This window comes from Paraburkholderia steynii, from assembly GCF_900100565.1.
Lineage (GTDB): Bacteria > Pseudomonadota > Gammaproteobacteria > Burkholderiales > Burkholderiaceae > Paraburkholderia > Paraburkholderia terrae.
Genome location: NZ_FNDI01000015.1, coordinates 179,887 through 196,755 on the forward strand (window position 1 = coordinate 179,887; position 16,869 = coordinate 196,755).

Sequence of the window (16,869 nt, forward strand, 5' to 3'; positions counted from 1 at the left end):
GGTCAACCAGTTAGCTCAGCGACGCAGGTCACCACCGAGGCACATGCGGTTGGCGCCCTACCCGCCTTACAGTACTGTATCCGGGACCAAGTGCAAACTGGATGCATCGCTCGCGAAAGAACAAGCGCCGCTAACGCGCTCACCAGCACAGTTCAGCATCCCAGCGAAAAAGAGCAATACGGCAACGACGATAACGGGACGTCATGTCCCCTTCTGTTTATCGATCGCGATGGCGCACGCACATGGCTTTTTGGGGCCATCGGTGTAGTGCTTCGAGCGCCCCACCGATACGTTGCCGGCGCCCCCATCTCGTCCCCGCCGTGTCTGCGATCACGTCACCGGCGCGGGATTGAAAAGAACGAGTGCGTTATGAAGCTTGAGCGCTTCGGCGCAGGTCTTTTTCCGCCCGCTTGCAACCTCGAGCATCAGGTGGAACAGTTCCCAGCCCACGTCTTCGATCGTTGTATCGCCGGTTGCGATCGTGCCAGCGTTGATGTCCATCAGGTCGAACCAGCGGCGTGCGAGGTCCGAGCGCGTGGCGACCTTGATCACCGGCACTTCCGCGAGGCTATAAGGCGTGCCGCGGCCCGTGGTAAAGACGTGCAGATTGATGCCGGCAGCGACCTGCAGCGTGCCGCAAATGAAATCGCTTGCAGGCGTTGCCGCGTAGATCAAGCCTTTTTGCGTGGCCTTCTCGCCCGGCGAGAGAACGCCGGAGATCGCCGAATTGCCCGACTTGATGATCGAGCCCATGGCCTTTTCAACGATATTCGACAAGCCGCCTTTCTTGTTGCCGGGCGTCGTGTTAGCGCTGCGATCCGCGCCGCCGCGCTTGAGGTAACTGTCGTACCACTGCATTTCGCGGATGATGGCTGCCGCGACATCGGCATTGGCCGCGCGAGCCGTAAGTTGCCCGACGCCGTCGCGTACTTCCGTCACTTCAGAGAACATCACCGTGGCGCCCGCGCGAACCAGCAGGTCCGTTGCGAAACCAACGGCAGGGTTGGCTGTGAGTCCGGAAAACGCGTCGCTGCCGCCGCACTGGACGCCGAGCACGAGATCGGACGCCGGACAGGTTTCCCGACGTCGATTGTCGAGCCGCTTCAGGTGCCCTTCGGCCATCTTCATGATCGAATCGATCATCGACTGGAAGCCGACGTGCGATTCGTCCTGCAAGGTGACCACGTCGCCGTTGCCCGACTCTGTCGAAAGATCGCCGATATCCGCAACCTCGTCCGCGACCGTTGAAATCGGAATCGTGCCGGGCGGCATGAGGCGCTCGGGCTGCAGTTTCTCGCAACCGAGGCTCACCATCATGACTTCACCGCCGAAGTTCGGATTCAGGCTGATGTTGCGCACTGTGCGGATGGGCACCATCGCGTCGGGTGCATCGATCGCGACGCCACATCCGTACGTGTGCCCGAGACTCACGACATCGTCCACGTTCGGGTAGTTCGGTAACAGCTCGGCCTTGATGCGGGTCACCGCGTGTTGAACCACATCGGCGACACACTGCACCGTCGTCGTGATCGCGAGAATGTTGCGCGTACCGACCGAACCATCAGCATTGCGATAGCCCTCGAACGTGTAGCCCTCTAGCGGTTGCATGTCGGGGGCCTTGATCGTCGCAATGGGCAGATCGTCCAGAGCGGGCGGTGTCGGCATCCGGATGACGTGCTCGTTCACCCAGCTGCCCTTCGGGATCGCCTTGAGCGCATACCCGATGACCACGTTGTAGCGCACGACGGCGTCGCCTTCAGCCAGATCCTGAAGCGCGACCTTGTGCCCCTGCGGAACACGCTCGCACAAAGTCAGGCCGTCAGAAAAAACGGCGCCACGGTCCAGACCGCCGTCATTGACAACGATCGCGACGTTGTCATCGGGGTGTACGCGAATGTAAAGCGGAGACTGTTTCATTGCCTTCAACTCGAACGGTTCGACGCCAACATTTCGTCAAACAACTTTAGACGTCATCGTACAACAAACGCCTGATATGTGGCTACGTGTAAACCCTCTAAATAGCCTGAAATCAAGGATTTTGTTTGATTCTGTCGGTTCACAGTTGTACGATCACTTCACAGATCGACACACACATGTCTAACAACACACTCTGACAGACTAGATTATGACGACACCCCAAGAGCTCAAGCAGATTGTTTCCGAAGGCCTGCTTTCCTTCCCCGTCACCGACTTCGACGCGAACGGCGATTTCCGCGCCGACACTTACGCGCAGCGCCTCGAATGGCTGGCGCCCTATGGCGCATCGGCATTGTTCGTCGCGGGCGGCACGGGCGAATTCTTCTCGCTGACGCACAGCGAGTACTCGAACGTCGTGCATACGGCGACGGAAGTCTGCAAGGGCAAGGTGCCGATTCTCGCCGGCGCTGGCGGACCCACCCGCACCGCCATTGCCTTCGCGCAGGAGGCACAGCGCAAAGGTGCGAACGGCATCCTGCTGATGCCGCACTACCTCACTGAAGCGTCGCAGGAGGGCATTGCCCTGCACGCTGAACAGGTGTGCAAGTCGGTTCCGGACATGGGCGTGATCATTTATAACCGCGCCAATTCCAGGCTGAACGCCGAGACGCTGGCGCAACTCGCGGACAAGTGCCCGAACCTGATTGGCTTCAAGGATGGAGTGGGCGACATCGAGAGCATGGTGTCGATCCGGCGCCGGCTCGGCGACCGCTTTTCCTATCTAGGCGGCCTGCCGACGGCGGAAGTCTACGCGGCAGCGTACAAGGCCCTTGGCGTGCCCGTGTACTCGTCGGCCGTCTTCAACTTCATTCCGAAAACGGCCATGGAGTTCTATCGCGCGATCGCCGCTAACGATCACGCCACCACTGACCGGCTGCTCGACGAATTCTTCCTGCCGTATCTGGCCATCCGCAACCGTCGTGCGGGTTACGCGGTGAGCATCGTGAAGGCGGGGGCCAAACTCGTTGGCCGCGATGCGGGTCCCGTGCGCGCGCCGCTTACGGACCTGACTGAAGAAGAGCACGCGCAACTCGACGCATTGATCCGCAAGCTCGGCGCGCAATAAGCGCTCGTGAAGGAGACACGCGGGGCGGCACTGGACGGCTACCGCATGAGCCGGCAGCCAGGGCGCCTCGCGCACCGCAATCAAGAGGAGACATCATGGCGATAAGCCGTACTGCGAACCCGGCGGACGTCGTGGCACCCACGCGTATTCGCTACGTCATCCTGCTGCTGATCTTTGCGATCACCACCTTCAATTACGCCGACCGGGCGACGCTGTCAGTCACCGGCTCGGCGATGCGCGCCGAGTTCGGCTTCGACGCGATCCGGATGGGCTACATCTTTTCGGCGTTCAGTTGGGCCTATGTGCTCTCGCAAGTGCCGGCCGGATGGCTGCTCGATCGCTTCGGCGCGCGTCGCGTGTATGCGGCGAGTATCTTCCTGTGGTCGCTCTTCACATTGCTGCAGAGTACGATCGGCGTGCTCGGCAGTGGCGCGGCGGCCGTAACGGCACTGTTCGTCTTACGCTTCGTGATGGGCGCGGCCGAAGCACCTGCCTTCCCCGCCAACGCGAAGGTTGTTGCCAGCTGGTTTCCTACCAAGGAACGTGGCACGGCATCGGCAATTTTTAACTCCGCGCAATATTTTGCGGCCGTCATCTTCACTCCATTGATGGCGTGGCTCACCCATGCATTTGGCTGGCATCACGTGTATATCGTGATGGGTCTCGCGGGGTTCCTGCTGGCGTTGACGTGGTTGAAGGTAATGAAGAACCCCGCCAATCATCCTGGCGTCAACAGGTCCGAACTCGAACATATCGAGCAGGGAGGCGGTCTGATTCACGGGCACCAGACAGCGGCAGGTTCACATGGTGGCCATGCACGCTGGTCTGTCATGCGGCAATTGCTGACTAACCGGATGTTGCTCGGCGTCTATCTCGCGCAGTTCTGCATCAACGTGCTCACCTACTTCTTTCTCACGTGGTTCCCGATCTACCTCGTGCAGGCGCGTGGCATGACCATCCTGCAAGCGGGTCTCGTCGCATCGCTGCCTGCAATCTGTGGCTTTCTCGGCGGTGTGCTCGGTGGCGTTCTGTCGGACACCATGATTCGCCACGGTCATTCACTGACGGTCGCCCGCAAGGTGCCGATTGTCGGCGGCATGCTGCTGTCGGCCTGCATCATCGGATGCAACTACGTCGACACGGATTGGCTGGTGGTCGCGTTGATGTCGCTGGCGTTCTTTGGCAAAGGCCTGGGCGCATTGGGATGGGCAGTCGTTGCAGATACGTCGCCGAAGGAGGCCATCGGACTTTCGGGCTCCATCTTCAACATGTTCGGCAACATGGCGGGGATCGTCACGCCTATTGTGATCGGCTATCTGGTTGCCCAGTCGGGATCGTTCAACGGCGCCCTCGCGTTTGTGGGTGTCAACGCGCTGATAACCATCTTCAGTTATCTCGTGATTGTCAGGGATATCAGGCGCGTCGAATTGAGCCCGTCGTAGGTCCGCGTGTTCAGCACGTTGATGAACCTCGCATAGCGTTAGACAAAAAGCCCGCGTGGCTGCGGGCTTTTTAAGGCAGCCGCTCACTGAGCACGCTTCTCAAAGACGTCCTTGACCACCGGCAGCGCGGAAAACACGTTAGGCCAACCGGCATAGAAAGCGAGTTGCGTCATCGCCTCCGACGCTTCATCTCTGGTCAGGCCGTTATCCATCGCACGATTGAGGTGATAGGTGATCTGCGCAACCTGCCCCGTGGCGACGAGCGCGCTGACCGTCACCAGACTGCGGTCGCGTGGCGCGAGACCGGGACGCAACCAGAGATCCCGGAACAGCACATCGGTCGTGAATTGCACGACGCCCGGCGCGACGGCGCCGAAATTTTGCTGCACGGCGCTCGCTCGCTTCGCCTCAGCGGCTTCGTCGAGCGGCAGCATCTTGCCCGTGGCAGGCGGTATTTGATCTGCCTTGATGCCGCGCTGGTCGAACACAGCCTTCGTGACGCCGACCGCCGATGTCGCATTGGCCCAGCCCGAGTAAAACGCAAGATGCGTGATGATCTCCGAGATCTCACCAGGCTTTACGCCGTTGTCGAGTGCGAGGTTGAGGTGGTACGGCAATTCGACGGTCTGATTGCGTGCGATCAGTACTGACAGCGTCACGATGCTGCGATCGCGCGGCGACAATTGTGGACGCTTCCAAACATTTCCGAGAAGGGCACCTGTCGTATAGTTTTCGAGCGCGGGCGAGACGGCATGCACGTCCTCGAGCGTCGGAACGGGGGAAAGCGAATGGCTTTTTTCCATGCTGATATTCCTTTGCATATGCGAACAGGCGGAAAGCGTCAGGCAAAACGACGCAAGCAATATGACGAACCTGTTCACGTGTGATTTCCTTGCGCGAGCGGAGAACTTGCATCGGTATGCCGAATCAAGGTCTGGCGGACAATCGGGACCTTGCGTCATTGGTCGTATTGCTCGTCGCTCACCTTCTCCATCCATTGAACGTTCGAGCCAACACGAACCCTACAAAGATATCCAGCCATACCTCGTCTGACTAGGCGCTAAAATCGGCATACACCTATGAAACGGGTTCATCAATGCCACGCGAAAATTTCAACGACCTGCTTGCGTTCATCGCCGTCGCGCGCGAGCGCAGTTTCACGCGCGCCGCCGCGCAACTGGGTGTCTCGCAATCAGCGTTGAGCCACACGATCCGGGCGCTCGAAACGCGGCTCGGCCTTCGGCTGCTGACCCGCACGACGCGCAGCGTCGCCCCGACCGAGGCCGGCGAGCGGCTGCTCGAGACCGTCGCGCCTCGTTTCGAGGAAATCGAGGCCGAACTGGCCGCCGTCACCGAACTTCGCGACATGCCGACGGGCACGATCCGCATCACAGCAACCGACTATGCGACCAGGACCATCCTCTGGCCAAGGCTGTCTAAAGTGCTTCGTCGCTATCCTGAGATCAAGGTCGAAATCATCACCGACTACGGTCTCACCGATATCGTCGCGGATCGCTATGACATCGGCGTTCGCAACGGCGATCAGGTCGCGAAGGACATGATCGCCGTCCGTGTCGGCCCCGACATGCGCATGGCCGTCGTCGGCACGCCCGCTTACCTGCAAAAGCACGCGGCCCCCAGGACACCGCAAGACCTGATCGCTCACAATTGCATCAACCTGCGTCTACCTACACATGGCGGCTTCTACGCATGGGAGCTAAAGAAAGGAAAGCGGGAGATTCAGGTGCGTGTAGAGGGGCAACTTGCCTTCAATGGCACCTATCAGATGCTTGATGCGGCCTTGTCGGGTTATGGACTCGCCTACATTCCGGCAGACATCGCTCAGCCGCATATCACAGCGGGCCGCCTTGTCTGCGTGCTCGAAGACTGGTCGCCGACATTCGCCGGCCTCCATGCGTATTACGCAAGCCGCCGCCAGTCCTCGCGCGCGATGAAGGTGGTGATCGATGCGCTCCGCTACAGCCCCTGAACGCGGTCGCTTGATTCATGAATGAGGTGCATAAGATCTTGCGGTTTTACGGTCTTTATCGATAGACCGTCAATTCCTATCATTTCACCTGGTCAGCATTCAGGTGAGACGGACATGGACGGAATGTTTCAAGGGAAGGTCGCGCTGGTGACAGGCGCGGGTTCAGGACTGGGACTTGCCGCAGCACGGGCATTTGCCGCCGAAGGCGCTTGCGTCGTACTCGCGGATGTCGACGAAGGCGCGGTTGAAGCGGCAGCAGCCCGGCTTGTCGCTTCGGGGCATCAGGCGCTCGCCGTCCACTGCAACGTTGCCGACGAGGCGCAAGTCAAAGCGATGGTCGATCTGACTGTCGCCACCTACGGACGTCTCGATGCGGCGTACAACAACGCAGGCATCAACAGCCCTGTCGCCGAAACGGCCGACGCCAGCGGCGACGAGTTTGAACGCGTACACGGCGTGAACCTGCGCGGCGTGTGGAACTGCATGAAATACGAACTGCTGCAGATGCGCGAACAGGGAAGCGGTGCGATCGTCAACTGCTCGTCGCTCGGCGGGCTCGTGGGCATTGCAGGCCGTGGCGTGTATCACGCATCGAAGCATGGCGTCATCGGACTCACGAAAAGCGCCGCGCTCGAATACGCAGCGAGAGGCATCCGCATCAACGCCGTGTGCCCCGGCATCATCGAAACCCCGATGGTCGCGGACATGCTGGAGCGCGAGCCCGAAGCGATGCAAGAACTCATGAAGGAGCAGCCCATCGGCCGGCTCGGACGGCCCGATGAGATCGCCGCGGCAGTGCTCTGGTTGTGCAGCCCAGGCGCGAGTTTCGTGATCGGTCACGCACTCGCCGTCGATGGCGGCTACACCGCCCGTTAAATCAAAAGGAGCACGACATGGAATACGGATATCTGGGCCGCAGCGCCCTCAAGGTTTCGCCCTTGTGTTTGGGCGCGATGATGTTCGGCGGCGAAACCGACGAAGCGACTTCGAAACGCATCATCGACAAGGCGTTCGATCAAGGCATCAATTTCATCGATACGGCTGATGTCTATCACGCCGGCCGCTCGGAAGAAATCGTCGGCCGTGCGATCGCCGAGCGCCGCGATAGCTGGGTGGTCGCGACGAAGTTCGGCTATCCGACCACGCAAGGTCCAAATGAACAGGGACAGTCGCGCAAGTGGATCATGCAGTCGGTCGAGGCGAGCCTCAAACGCCTGGGCACCGACTACATCGACCTTCTGTACTTTCACCGCGCGTTGCTCGATGCACCGCTTGAAGAAGGCGTGCGTGCGATTGGCGATCTGATCCGTCAGGGCAAAGTGCGCTACTTCGGCGTGTCGAACTTCCGTGGCTGGCGCATCGCCGAGATCGTGCGGCTTGCGGATCAGCTCGGCATCGACCGGCCGGTTGCGAGCGAGCCGCTTTACAACCTGGTGGACCGTACCGCCGAGGTTGAACAGTTGCCGGCGGCGGCGCACTACGGCGTGGGTATCGTCTCGTATAGCCCACTCGCCCGTGGCGTGCTGACGGGCAAGTATGCCGTGGATGCTCCCCCGCCCTCAGACACGCGGGCGGGCCGCGGCGACAAGCGCATCCAGCAGACGGAATGGCGGCCGGAGTCGCTGGCGATTGCGCAAAAGGTAGCGGCCCACGCCGCCGGGCGCGGCACGACGTCGATCGCGTTCGCGCTGGCGTGGGTGCTCAAGAATCGGCTCGTCAGTGCGGCGATTGCGGGTCCGCGTACGGAAGCGCATTGGGACAGCTATATCGAGGCGCTGAAACTGCAACTCGGACCCAACGACGAAACGTTCGTCGATAGCCTGGTGCCGCCTGGACACGCGTCGACGCCGGGTTACACGGATCCCGGCTACCCGGTCGAAGGTCGCCGGGCGCGCTAGGTGCGTAGTCCGTCAGCGGCGATTGCCGAGGCATTCGACTACGCCCGGAGCATCGCGCCGCTTACTGACGGACGCGACTGGCACGTCACGCTTCTCATGTAGCACATACTATTGCCAGGTATCGCCACCGCCTCCCATCATGCCAACAGACCATCAATCGACCGCCGCTGCCACGAAGCATGATGCGCAACATCATCGCGTGCGGACGCTGCTGATCCTCAGTACGCTGATGGCCTTCGCGTCGATCTCGACGGACCTGTACCTTCCCGCGTTGCCGGCCATGGCCGATGCGCTCCACTCCGACCCCGGCACGCTGCAACTGACGATCTCCGGTTATCTCATTGGCTTCAGCCTGGGCCAGCTTTTGTGGGGACCTGTCAGCGATCGTCACGGCCGCCGGTTACCCGTCGCGATCGGCCTTGTTCTTTTTATCTTCGGCTCCGCTGGCTGCGCGATATCGGGGGACGCACACACCCTCATCGGCTGGCGGGTGCTGCAAGCAGTCGGCGCATGCGCGAGCGTGGTCATTTCCCGCGCAATGGTGCGCGATCTGTACAGCGGTGTACGCGCCGCGCAAATGATGTCGACCCTGATGACCGTCATGGCCGTTGCACCGTTGATAGGACCGAGCGTCGGCGGCTTGATTCTCCACGTTGCGTCATGGCGGGCGATCTTCTGGGTACTCGTCGCCGTCGGTATCGCGACGCTCGCAGGGCTTTACTGCCTCCCTGAGACCTTGCCCGGCGAGCGTCGCATTCGCGGCCCACTCGGGAACTCACTTGCCGGTTATGCCAGCCTGTTGCGCAATCGAAGCGTGCTCGGATACTCCGTGAGCGTAGGATTTTTTTACGGCGGCATCTTTGCTTATGTTGCGGGTACGCCGTTCGCCTACATCACCTACCATCACGTGTCGCCGCAGCACTACGGCGTGCTGTTCGCTGCGGGAATCGTCGGCATCATGATCACCAACCAGATCAACGCCCGGCTCGTCGCGCGTTTTGGCAGCGATCGTCTGATGCGTTTTGGCGCAATCGTAGCCGGGCTCGCGGGTGCTCTCCTCGCGTTCGATGCGGGATCGGGATGGGGCGGCCTGATCGGCCTCGTGCTACCGCTCTTCCTTTTCGTCTCGACCAACGGGTTCATCAACGCCAATGCAATCGCGGGTGCGCTTGGCGCTTGCCCCGAGCGCGCAGGCGCCGTCTCTGCACTGATCGGCTCGATACAGTATGGCGCCGGTATCGCGGGGTCGGCGTTGATCGGTTTCCTTGCGGACGGCACGCCCCGCCCGATGGCGTACGTCATTGCGTTGATGGGCATCGGCTGCTGGCTCTCGACGCGCCTTCTCGTGCCGCGCGAAAACGTGAAGCAAACATGTGCGAATACCGTCGCCTGACGCGCAGCGGGTTGGGCGTAGCGTTTGACTCGCGGTGACGTCTCTACGCTGCCCGCTCAAACGCCACACCACATCGCTGGAGCGCCGCATCGAACTTCGCCAACGAGGCGCGGCCGTGAGGACGATTCGACCTGCCTCTCAGCCGCGTTAGCCGCGATACTTCAACGACTCAATGATCTGCCATAGGCGCATGCAACCGCACGCACCGAATGATTCCCGCAAGCACGGAAATGCGCTATCTCCAGCCCTCAATGCTTCGAACCAAACGAATTTTGATCGCGAGATACGGCTCCGCAAAACGGCATGCGGTACGCGTGGTCTTCCTCATCGACCTGCCGCATGCGGCGTTCGAGATCAGCCAGATCGCTCGACGACGCGAGATAGTCGGCGTGCGAAGAAACGTCGTGGCTGGAAACCATGTTTCCGAGGAAGTGGGAAAGACGTGCAAACATGATGTGCTCCTTGTCGTATGAAAGGCGGCGTTCGCCGTATTGCGTCACCACCCGACACAGCGCACATGACATGGGGTCGGTGAACCCGCTTCACATGCACCGCTGATGTGAAGCAGATTAAGTCCCGTGAATTAGCTTCGAATGAGCATTGCGAAGGACGGAAAGGATTCAGTGCCCTCATCCAGCGCTAATTCTCATATTCGATCATGGACACAGATGGGCGATTGATGCGTAAGCGCCCGCCCGTGACCGTGACTGGTATGAGAAGCACCCTGGAGACACATCAAATGAGCACTCTCGCCGACACCATCGCCCCCACCCATTCGAGATCCAAACGCTATGGCCTCTTCGTCTGCCTCATGGCAGCGCTCGCCGGCCTGCTGTTCGGTCTCGACATCGGCGTGATTTCAGGCGCCCTGCCCTTTATCGCGAAGCATTTCGTTCTGAACGACCGTGCGCAGGAATGGATCGTCAGTTCGATGATGGTTGGCGCGGCGATCGGCGCATTGGGTGCCGGCTGGCTGTCGTGGCGGCTCGGACGCCGCTACGCGCTTGCGCTGGCGGCGGTACTGTTCATCGTGGGCTCGCTATGGTCGGGGTTCGCGGGCAGCCCGGCCGATCTGATCGGAGCGCGCTTGCTGCTCGGCCTTGCGGTCGGCATGGCGTCCTTCACGGCGCCGCTATACCTTTCGGAGGTGGCGCCACGACAGGTGCGCGGGGCCATGATCTCCACGTATCAACTGATGATTACAGTCGGGATTCTGGCGGCCTTCCTGTCGAACATCGGGCTTTCCTACGTGGCCGACTGGCGCTGGATGCTGGGCGTTATCGCGATCCCCGCTGCGTTCTTCCTGGCCGGCGTTCTCGCCCTCCCCGACAGTCCGCGCTGGCTGCTTCAGCGCAACCGGGCAGCGGAAGCTCGCGCCGTCCTTGAGCGCCTGCACGGCAATCCGGCTGACGTTCAAGCCGAACTCGCACAGGTCACCGAGGACAACACGCGACCCCAGCGCGGATGGAGCCTGCTGCGGAAGAACCCGAACTTTCGTCGTTCCGTGCTGCTCGGCATCGTGCTGCAGGTCTTCCAGCAACTCACCGGCATCAACGTCGTGATGTACTACGCGCCGCGCATTTTCGAGCTGGCCGGTTTCGGCACCCATGAACAGCAATTGTGGGCTACCGTCATCGTCGGCCTCGTCAACGTCGTGGCAACGTTTGGCGCGATCGCCTTCGTCGATCGTTGGGGCCGCAAGCCGATTCTCTATGCAGGATGCGCGGTCATGGCATTCGGGATGTGCTCGCTCGGGTTTCTGCTGCATGCCGGTGTGGCAGGTCTCACGGCACAGATTCTGGCCGTTGCGGCACTGCTGCTTTTCATCGCAGGCTTCGCCATGTCCGCTGGTCCGCTCGTGTGGATTCTCTGCTCGGAGATTCAACCCCAGCAGGGACGGGACTTCGGCATCGCTGTCTCGACCCTGGTCAACTGGGTGGCCAACATGGCCGTCGCGGCCACGTTCCTCAGCCTGTTGTCCACGGTTGGCGAAGCCAACACCTTCGTGCTCTATGCCGTCCTCAACGTGATCTTCGCGATCGTGGTGTTCTTTTATGTACCCGAGACTCGCGGCGTCTCGCTCGAGAAGCTGGGTAACGACCTGATGGCTGGCAAGCGCCTGCGTGATCTGGGCAAGGGGAACTGACGAGTGGCTCGAAGCGGCCGCCGGGCACTCACCATTGGCGTGCGTGGTCATCGTTCGGCGGTCAGATCCTGGTGAGGTAGCGTCTGAACTGGCATCCCGTCGATCTGCGCCGCGCGAAGTACTAAAGTAAAGGAAACAACGCGCGCGCCACCCCACACGACGCGGACACCAACCAGGAGCGACGCCATGAAATTCATCGTGCATTGGGTCAGAAATCCGGGTGTGACACCGTTCGAAACAGGTCAGCGAAGAAAGGAAGTCGAGGCGCTGCGTCCCGCCGGGTTGAAGGTACTTGACGCATGGTATGCGGTTGGCGAGCCCGAAGGCGTTGGAATCGTGGAAGCCGACGATGCGCGCGATATCGCGGTGCAGATCGCCAGATATGGCAATCTCGTCCGCTTTACCGTGACCCCGGCACTGTCCCGCGAAGAATGGGAGGCAACGCTCGCAACCGTGCCCGACGACGCCCCACTATGACATCGCCCGCGATCCGCATCCTCCTCGCCGACGATCACGCGCTGATACGCGAAGCCCTTCGTCAGATCCTGAACAGTTGCCCGAGTTTCGAAGTCGTCGGCGAAGCGGCCAATGCCGCCGGCACGATCGAGCTGGTGCGCTCGACGCAAGCGCAGATCCTGATACTCGACCTGTCGATGCCGGACCGCAACGGTATCGAGGTGATCCGCGTCGTCAAGGACATCGAACCCGCGCTCCGCATTCTCGTGCTGACGATGCACGGCGAGCACCAGTACGCAGTCCGCGCGTTCAAGGCCGGCGCATCCGGCTACCTCACCAAGGAAAGTGCGAGCAGTGAACTCGTGAGCGCTTTGACCAAGATCGCGAACGGCGGCGTATACATGAGTCTCGCGATGGCCGAGCGGTTTGCACTCAATCTTCATGAGCCACCCGATACGCTGCCGCATCAATGTTTGAGCGACCGGGAACTCGACGTATTCCGGCGCATCACGGCAGGTGAAACGATCGGTGAGATTGCAGCCCAGCTATGCGTGAGCACGAAGACCGTCAGCACCTACAAGGCGCGTATTCTGGAGAAGATGCACATGCCGCACGCCGCGGCGCTGGTGCGTTATGCGATGCGCCACAAACTTTTCGGCGACAGCGAAGAACTGTGAGTGCGACGCGTGCGTTGTCCACGCAACTGCCCTGCTCGACGACATGCCGCAACCGGCCTGCGCGCGCCGCCGGATCAGCGCGACTTACTGCGCCGCCATCTGCTTCCTGATAAACGCGACGTACCCATTCTGCGTTTTCAGGATCTTGCTTGCGCAGTCGTCATAATCCGAGCCCTTCGCGTTGTCGGGACCATACATGCCCCGACACTGCGCAAACAGCGTGAGCGTCGCGCCACCCGGTCTCGCGACGCGTGTCGCCGAGAACGACACCTTGCCCGAACTGTAAGGCACATCGGTTTCGATCGCCACGGCGTCCGCGCGCGTGACGGATGTATCGGAATGCTGCTCGACGTAGCGCTTCGTCGCCACCCATGCGGCATCGCACTGCGCGCCGTCGCAGGTGACGGCCGCATTGCGCTGCGCAGCGGCAAGGCTGGTTTCGTTATTCGAGTATTCCTGGGCCTGGCGCGCCTCCTTTTCGGCAGACGAGCATCCGGCGAGCACGAGCGCGGCGAGCGCAACGACATGGATTTTTTTCACGAGCGGGGCTTCCTTTGCGACGGTCGAGCGCGATTATAGCTGCGTGTCCTGGGCAATCGCAGATCCGTTCGGCTGCCCGCCCGAAATGCAAAAACGCGCGCCCCACTCACAGGGAACGCGCGGTCGCAGATCGGCCGACGAAACCCGGCGCGCGATATCACGGCGTCCCGTGCATCACGCGCAGCGAATATCGCCTGGACGTTGCCGCTTAGAAGCGGTGGCGAATACCCACGGTGCCAACCACTTGCGAATCCGTCGACGACGCGCTTACGCCGACGATATGCGCGGTAATGCCCGAGCTGCCCGTGCTGCCGACGTGCTGATACGCCGCTTCAGCATACACATCGGTGCGCTTGGACAGCGCGTAGTCCGTTTGCAGCGTGAGCTGGTGGTACTTCGGATCGACGCCTTGCAGGCTTGCATCCGTGTACGTGTACGCACCCGACAGCGTCAATGCCGGCGTGAGTGCGTAACGGCCGTTCAGTTCGAAGTTGGTGAAGTGCGCGCCCGAGCCGTTCAACGTGAAGCCGCTCGACGTGCCCGACGCCGTTGCGCCGATCGACGTTGCGTTCGCGAGCTGCGTCTGCGTGAACACGAAGCCGACGTTAGCCGGGCCGAACGCGTAGCTGACGCCCGCGCCGTACGTGCGTTGACGCGAAGCCGTGAAGGTCGCGTCGCTGCTCACGGCGCCGCTCGAGTTGCTCGTGCCGGCGCCGTTCAGTTGCAGGTAAGCCGCCGCAACCTTCAGGCCGCCGAACGTATACGTCGCGCCGACGCTATATGCGCGGTTGTCCGCGAAGCCGTCCGCTTCGTTCGAGAAGCCATACATCGCGCCGACCTTGAAGCCGGCGTAATCGACGCTCTGATACTTGACCGAGTTGCTGACGCGGAACGAGTTGTTCAGGTTGTCGTTGTCGTACGGGTGCGAGGCGAGCGTGCCGCCGTATTGCGTGCCGTTCAGCGACAGCGGGCCCAGGTTGTCGACGAGATTGTCGTACTGGCGGCCGAGCGTAACCGAGCCGTACTGGTTGCTCGCGAGGCCGACGAATGCCTGGCGGCCGAACAGGCGGCTGTTCTGGCCCATGTTGCCAGTCGACAGATTGAAGCCGCTTTCCAGAGTGAAGATCGCCTTCAGACCATTGCCGAGATCTTCCGAGCCACGCAGGCCCCAGCGGTTGCCGTTCAGGATGCCGCTGGCCTGCTGGATGTTGCTATGACCGCCGGAATTGCTGGAGTACGTCAGGCCCGTATCGAGCAGGCCGTAGAGCGTGACGGAATTTTGAGCGTGCGCGGCACCGGCCGTGCCGAACAATGCGAGCGAGAGGGTCGAGAGTACGAGCTTTTTCATCTTTTCTCCATTTTCCGATAACGAATGCTATCGTGGCGCGGAGAATATCTGATTGAATCGGCTTTTCGACTTTGTCGTTGTGTTTAAACCACCCTTTAAATGCTTTCTCAATCTTCCTTGTAATGGCATTCGTAATTTTGATGGTGCAGGACTTCATATGAAATGGCGCGCATCCCTCTCGCGGATGCGCCCCAAGTGCCCAATTCTAGCTGTTCTCGGAATACAGGCCTGCGGATTTTATGGGATCGACCATTAACTCTGCAAGCTGTGCGTTGCATATTTATCTTTCTCATTCTTATAATGGTAAGACAATGAAATTGGATTGCCGTATTTCAAGACAGTTTAAATCGGTCAATAAATAATTGATAAATCCGCGTATTGATTTTTGCCCGGTATCCAGGCATTGCGCGCATCGATACTTGACGCCCTTGCCCGCCAGCAGGCATCTGAAAGCAGCCGCTGTTACCATCGGTCGCTCTGCGCCAGCCGCCGTGCTTCCAGCACGCACCTTCGATTCCTCCAACAACACCACCTACGCTCGAACCGAAAGAGACATCCCGTGCATCTCACCGCCGCCCTGACTCCGTGGTCCGCCCACGACACACGCCTCATTCTCTCGTGCGCGCTTGGCCTTGCGCTCATCATCGTCTTCATCAGCGCGCTCAAGCTCGCGCCGTTCCTGTCGATCCTGATCGGCACGTTCGCCGCGGGCTTCGCCGCGCAATTGCCGCTCGATGTCGTCGCGAGCTCGTTCAGCAAAGGCGCGGGCGCGCTGCTCGGCGACGTCGGCATCATCATTGCGCTCGGTGCGATGCTGGGCGCGCTGATGGCCGATTCGGGCGCGGCCGACCGGCTCGTGTCGACGATCCTCGAACACTCCACACCGCGTCGCCTGCCCTGGCTGATGGCGCTCGTCGCGATCATTATCGGCTTGCCGCTGTTCTTCGAAGTGGGTCTCGTGATGATGGTGCCCATCATCTTCGTGATGGCACGCCGCTCGCAGCAGCCGATCCTGCGTATCGCGATTCCCGCGCTGGCCGGCATGACCACGCTGCATGCGCTATTGCCGCCGCATCCGGGTCCGCTGATCGCCGTGAGCGCGCTGCATGCCGATCTCGGCATCACGCTCGGCCTTGGGCTGATCGTCGCGATTCCCGCGGTGATTCTCGCGGGTCCGCTCTATGGCATCGCGCTGTCGAAGCGCATGCAGATCGCCGAGCCGGAAGAAATGGGCAAGCTGTTTCGCGCCGCGTCGACGCAAACCGAACTGCCCGGCTTCGCCATATCGCTGGTGACGATTCTGATGCCCGTCGTGCTGATGCTCGGGCGCACGGTGGCGAAACTCGCGCTTGCAAAAGACACGCTGCTGTTCGACACACTCGACTTTCTCGGCGAGCCGATCATCGCGCTTGGGCTGACCGTGATCTTCGCGATCGTCGCGCTCGGCTGGTCGCGTGGCATGTCGCGCGATCGCGTTGGCGGCATCCTGCGCAAGAGCCTGCCGCCCATCGCGGCGCTGCTGCTGACCATCGGCGCGGGCGGCGGCCTGAAGCAGACGCTCGTCGCCGCGGGCATCAGCACGACGATCGGCAAGATCGCCGTCGGCGCGCACATGCCGCTGCTGTTGCTCGCGTGGCTGATCGCCGTCGCGCTGCGTCAGGCGACGGGCTCGGCCACGGTTGCGACCACGACGACGGCGGGCATCGTGGCGCCCGTCGTCGTGGGGCTATCGGCGACGCACAATTCGTTGATGGCGCTCGCCATCGGTGCTGGTTCGGTGTTCTTCTGCCACGTCAACGACGCGGGCTTCTGGATGGTCCGCGAATACTTCGGGCTGCAACTGAAGCAGACGGTGTTCGTGTGGTCGATTTTGCAGACTATCGTGTCGGTGGTTGGGCTGGTGGGGACGTTGGTGTTGTGGGGTGTGTTGAGCTGA

General features: G+C 61.2%; 15 protein-coding genes. 10 read left to right on the top strand and 5 right to left on the bottom strand.

Annotated elements, in window-relative coordinates; genetic code table 11:
- Positions 1-330: 330 nt before the first annotated feature.
- On the bottom strand, positions 331-1,917 hold the full coding sequence (gene garD / locus BLT65_RS25905) for a galactarate dehydratase (protein WP_042311501.1): 1,587 nt from the start codon (positions 1,915-1,917) through the stop codon (positions 331-333).
- A 208-nt stretch (positions 1,918-2,125) separates the two neighbouring features.
- Here garD and kdgD point away from each other — a divergent pair, with 208 nt between their 5' ends.
- The gene (kdgD, locus tag BLT65_RS25910) at positions 2,126-3,043 is read left to right on the top strand and encodes a 5-dehydro-4-deoxyglucarate dehydratase (RefSeq protein ID WP_091782554.1); all 918 of its coding nucleotides are present in this window, start codon (positions 2,126-2,128) and stop codon (positions 3,041-3,043) included.
- 95 nt (positions 3,044-3,138) lie between these two features.
- A complete protein-coding gene (locus BLT65_RS25915; protein ID WP_091782557.1) occupies positions 3,139-4,485 on the top strand; it encodes an MFS transporter in 1,347 nt (448 codons plus the stop codon).
- An 83-nt stretch (positions 4,486-4,568) separates the two neighbouring features.
- On the opposite strand, the gene BLT65_RS25920 is transcribed toward BLT65_RS25915, so the two are convergent.
- Positions 4,569-5,288 (bottom strand): carboxymuconolactone decarboxylase family protein, encoded by a 720-nt coding sequence (locus tag BLT65_RS25920; protein WP_244186598.1) that lies wholly within the window; start codon positions 5,286-5,288, stop codon positions 4,569-4,571.
- Between the two features lie 293 nt (positions 5,289-5,581).
- On the opposite strand from BLT65_RS25920, the gene BLT65_RS25925 reads away from it, so the two are divergent.
- The 4 genes from BLT65_RS25925 to BLT65_RS25940 all read left to right on the top strand — a co-directional run bounded on the left by BLT65_RS25925 (position 5,582) and on the right by BLT65_RS25940 (position 9,766).
- Entirely contained in the window at positions 5,582-6,475 is an 894-nt protein-coding gene (locus BLT65_RS25925; protein ID WP_091782560.1) for a LysR family transcriptional regulator, read from the top strand.
- A gap of 114 nt (positions 6,476-6,589) precedes the next feature.
- A complete protein-coding gene (locus BLT65_RS25930; RefSeq protein WP_091782563.1) occupies positions 6,590-7,351 on the top strand; it encodes a glucose 1-dehydrogenase in 762 nt (253 codons plus the stop codon).
- A gap of 17 nt (positions 7,352-7,368) precedes the next feature.
- Positions 7,369-8,373: an aldo/keto reductase gene (locus BLT65_RS25935; protein ID WP_091782566.1), complete on the top strand. Its 1,005-nt coding sequence runs from the start codon at positions 7,369-7,371 to the stop codon at positions 8,371-8,373.
- A 139-nt stretch (positions 8,374-8,512) separates the two neighbouring features.
- Entirely contained in the window at positions 8,513-9,766 is a 1,254-nt protein-coding gene (locus BLT65_RS25940; RefSeq protein ID WP_042311487.1) for a multidrug effflux MFS transporter, read from the top strand.
- Between the two features lie 248 nt (positions 9,767-10,014).
- On the opposite strand, the gene BLT65_RS25945 is transcribed toward BLT65_RS25940, so the two are convergent.
- Positions 10,015-10,218: a DUF3563 family protein gene (locus BLT65_RS25945; RefSeq protein ID WP_091782569.1), complete on the bottom strand. Its 204-nt coding sequence runs from the start codon at positions 10,216-10,218 to the stop codon at positions 10,015-10,017.
- A 287-nt stretch (positions 10,219-10,505) separates the two neighbouring features.
- Here BLT65_RS25945 and BLT65_RS25950 point away from each other — a divergent pair, with 287 nt between their 5' ends.
- From BLT65_RS25950 to BLT65_RS25960, 3 genes are all read left to right on the top strand, one after another.
- A complete protein-coding gene (locus BLT65_RS25950; RefSeq protein WP_091782572.1) occupies positions 10,506-11,912 on the top strand; it encodes a sugar porter family MFS transporter in 1,407 nt (468 codons plus the stop codon).
- Between the two features lie 186 nt (positions 11,913-12,098).
- Complete coding sequence (locus BLT65_RS25955) at positions 12,099-12,389, top strand: DUF3303 domain-containing protein (protein WP_042311482.1); 291 nt, start codon at positions 12,099-12,101, stop codon at positions 12,387-12,389.
- The gene (locus BLT65_RS25960) at positions 12,386-13,045 is read left to right on the top strand and encodes a response regulator (protein WP_091782575.1); all 660 of its coding nucleotides are present in this window, start codon (positions 12,386-12,388) and stop codon (positions 13,043-13,045) included. The genes BLT65_RS25955 and BLT65_RS25960 overlap by 4 nt, the downstream gene beginning before the upstream one ends.
- Positions 13,046-13,129: 84 nt before the next feature.
- On the opposite strand, the gene BLT65_RS25965 is transcribed toward BLT65_RS25960, so the two are convergent.
- Both BLT65_RS25965 and BLT65_RS25970 read right to left on the bottom strand, forming a co-directional pair.
- Positions 13,130-13,585, bottom strand: a complete 456-nt coding sequence (locus tag BLT65_RS25965; protein WP_091782579.1) for a lipoprotein — start codon at positions 13,583-13,585, stop codon at positions 13,130-13,132.
- 208 nt (positions 13,586-13,793) lie between these two features.
- The gene (locus BLT65_RS25970) at positions 13,794-14,933 is read right to left on the bottom strand and encodes a porin (RefSeq protein ID WP_091782582.1); all 1,140 of its coding nucleotides are present in this window, start codon (positions 14,931-14,933) and stop codon (positions 13,794-13,796) included.
- 559 nt (positions 14,934-15,492) lie between these two features.
- Between BLT65_RS25970 and BLT65_RS25975 the strand changes: the two genes are divergently transcribed.
- Positions 15,493-16,869 (top strand): GntT/GntP/DsdX family permease, encoded by a 1,377-nt coding sequence (locus BLT65_RS25975; RefSeq protein ID WP_042311472.1) that lies wholly within the window; start codon positions 15,493-15,495, stop codon positions 16,867-16,869.

What these genes read in the sequence shown, in the direction of transcription:
- BLT65_RS25935 (WP_091782566.1), top strand. Translation starts at nt 7,369, where the DNA reads ATGGAATACGGATATCTGGGCCGCAGCGCCCTCAAGGTTTCGCCCTTG.
- BLT65_RS25970 (WP_091782582.1), bottom strand. Translation starts at nt 14,933, where the DNA reads ATGAAAAAGCTCGTACTCTCGACCCTCTCGCTCGCATTGTTCGGCACG.
- BLT65_RS25945 (WP_091782569.1), bottom strand. Translation starts at nt 10,218, where the DNA reads ATGTTTGCACGTCTTTCCCACTTCCTCGGAAACATGGTTTCCAGCCAC.
- BLT65_RS25930 (WP_091782563.1), top strand. Translation starts at nt 6,590, where the DNA reads ATGGACGGAATGTTTCAAGGGAAGGTCGCGCTGGTGACAGGCGCGGGT.
- BLT65_RS25955 (WP_042311482.1), top strand. Translation starts at nt 12,099, where the DNA reads ATGAAATTCATCGTGCATTGGGTCAGAAATCCGGGTGTGACACCGTTC.
- BLT65_RS25960 (WP_091782575.1), top strand. Translation starts at nt 12,386, where the DNA reads ATGACATCGCCCGCGATCCGCATCCTCCTCGCCGACGATCACGCGCTG.
- kdgD (WP_091782554.1), top strand. Translation starts at nt 2,126, where the DNA reads ATGACGACACCCCAAGAGCTCAAGCAGATTGTTTCCGAAGGCCTGCTT.
- BLT65_RS25925 (WP_091782560.1), top strand. Translation starts at nt 5,582, where the DNA reads ATGCCACGCGAAAATTTCAACGACCTGCTTGCGTTCATCGCCGTCGCG.
- garD (WP_042311501.1), bottom strand. Translation starts at nt 1,917, where the DNA reads ATGAAACAGTCTCCGCTTTACATTCGCGTACACCCCGATGACAACGTC.
- BLT65_RS25940 (WP_042311487.1), top strand. Translation starts at nt 8,513, where the DNA reads ATGCCAACAGACCATCAATCGACCGCCGCTGCCACGAAGCATGATGCG.
- BLT65_RS25920 (WP_244186598.1), bottom strand. Translation starts at nt 5,288, where the DNA reads ATGGAAAAAAGCCATTCGCTTTCCCCCGTTCCGACGCTCGAGGACGTG.
- BLT65_RS25950 (WP_091782572.1), top strand. Translation starts at nt 10,506, where the DNA reads ATGAGCACTCTCGCCGACACCATCGCCCCCACCCATTCGAGATCCAAA.
- BLT65_RS25915 (WP_091782557.1), top strand. Translation starts at nt 3,139, where the DNA reads ATGGCGATAAGCCGTACTGCGAACCCGGCGGACGTCGTGGCACCCACG.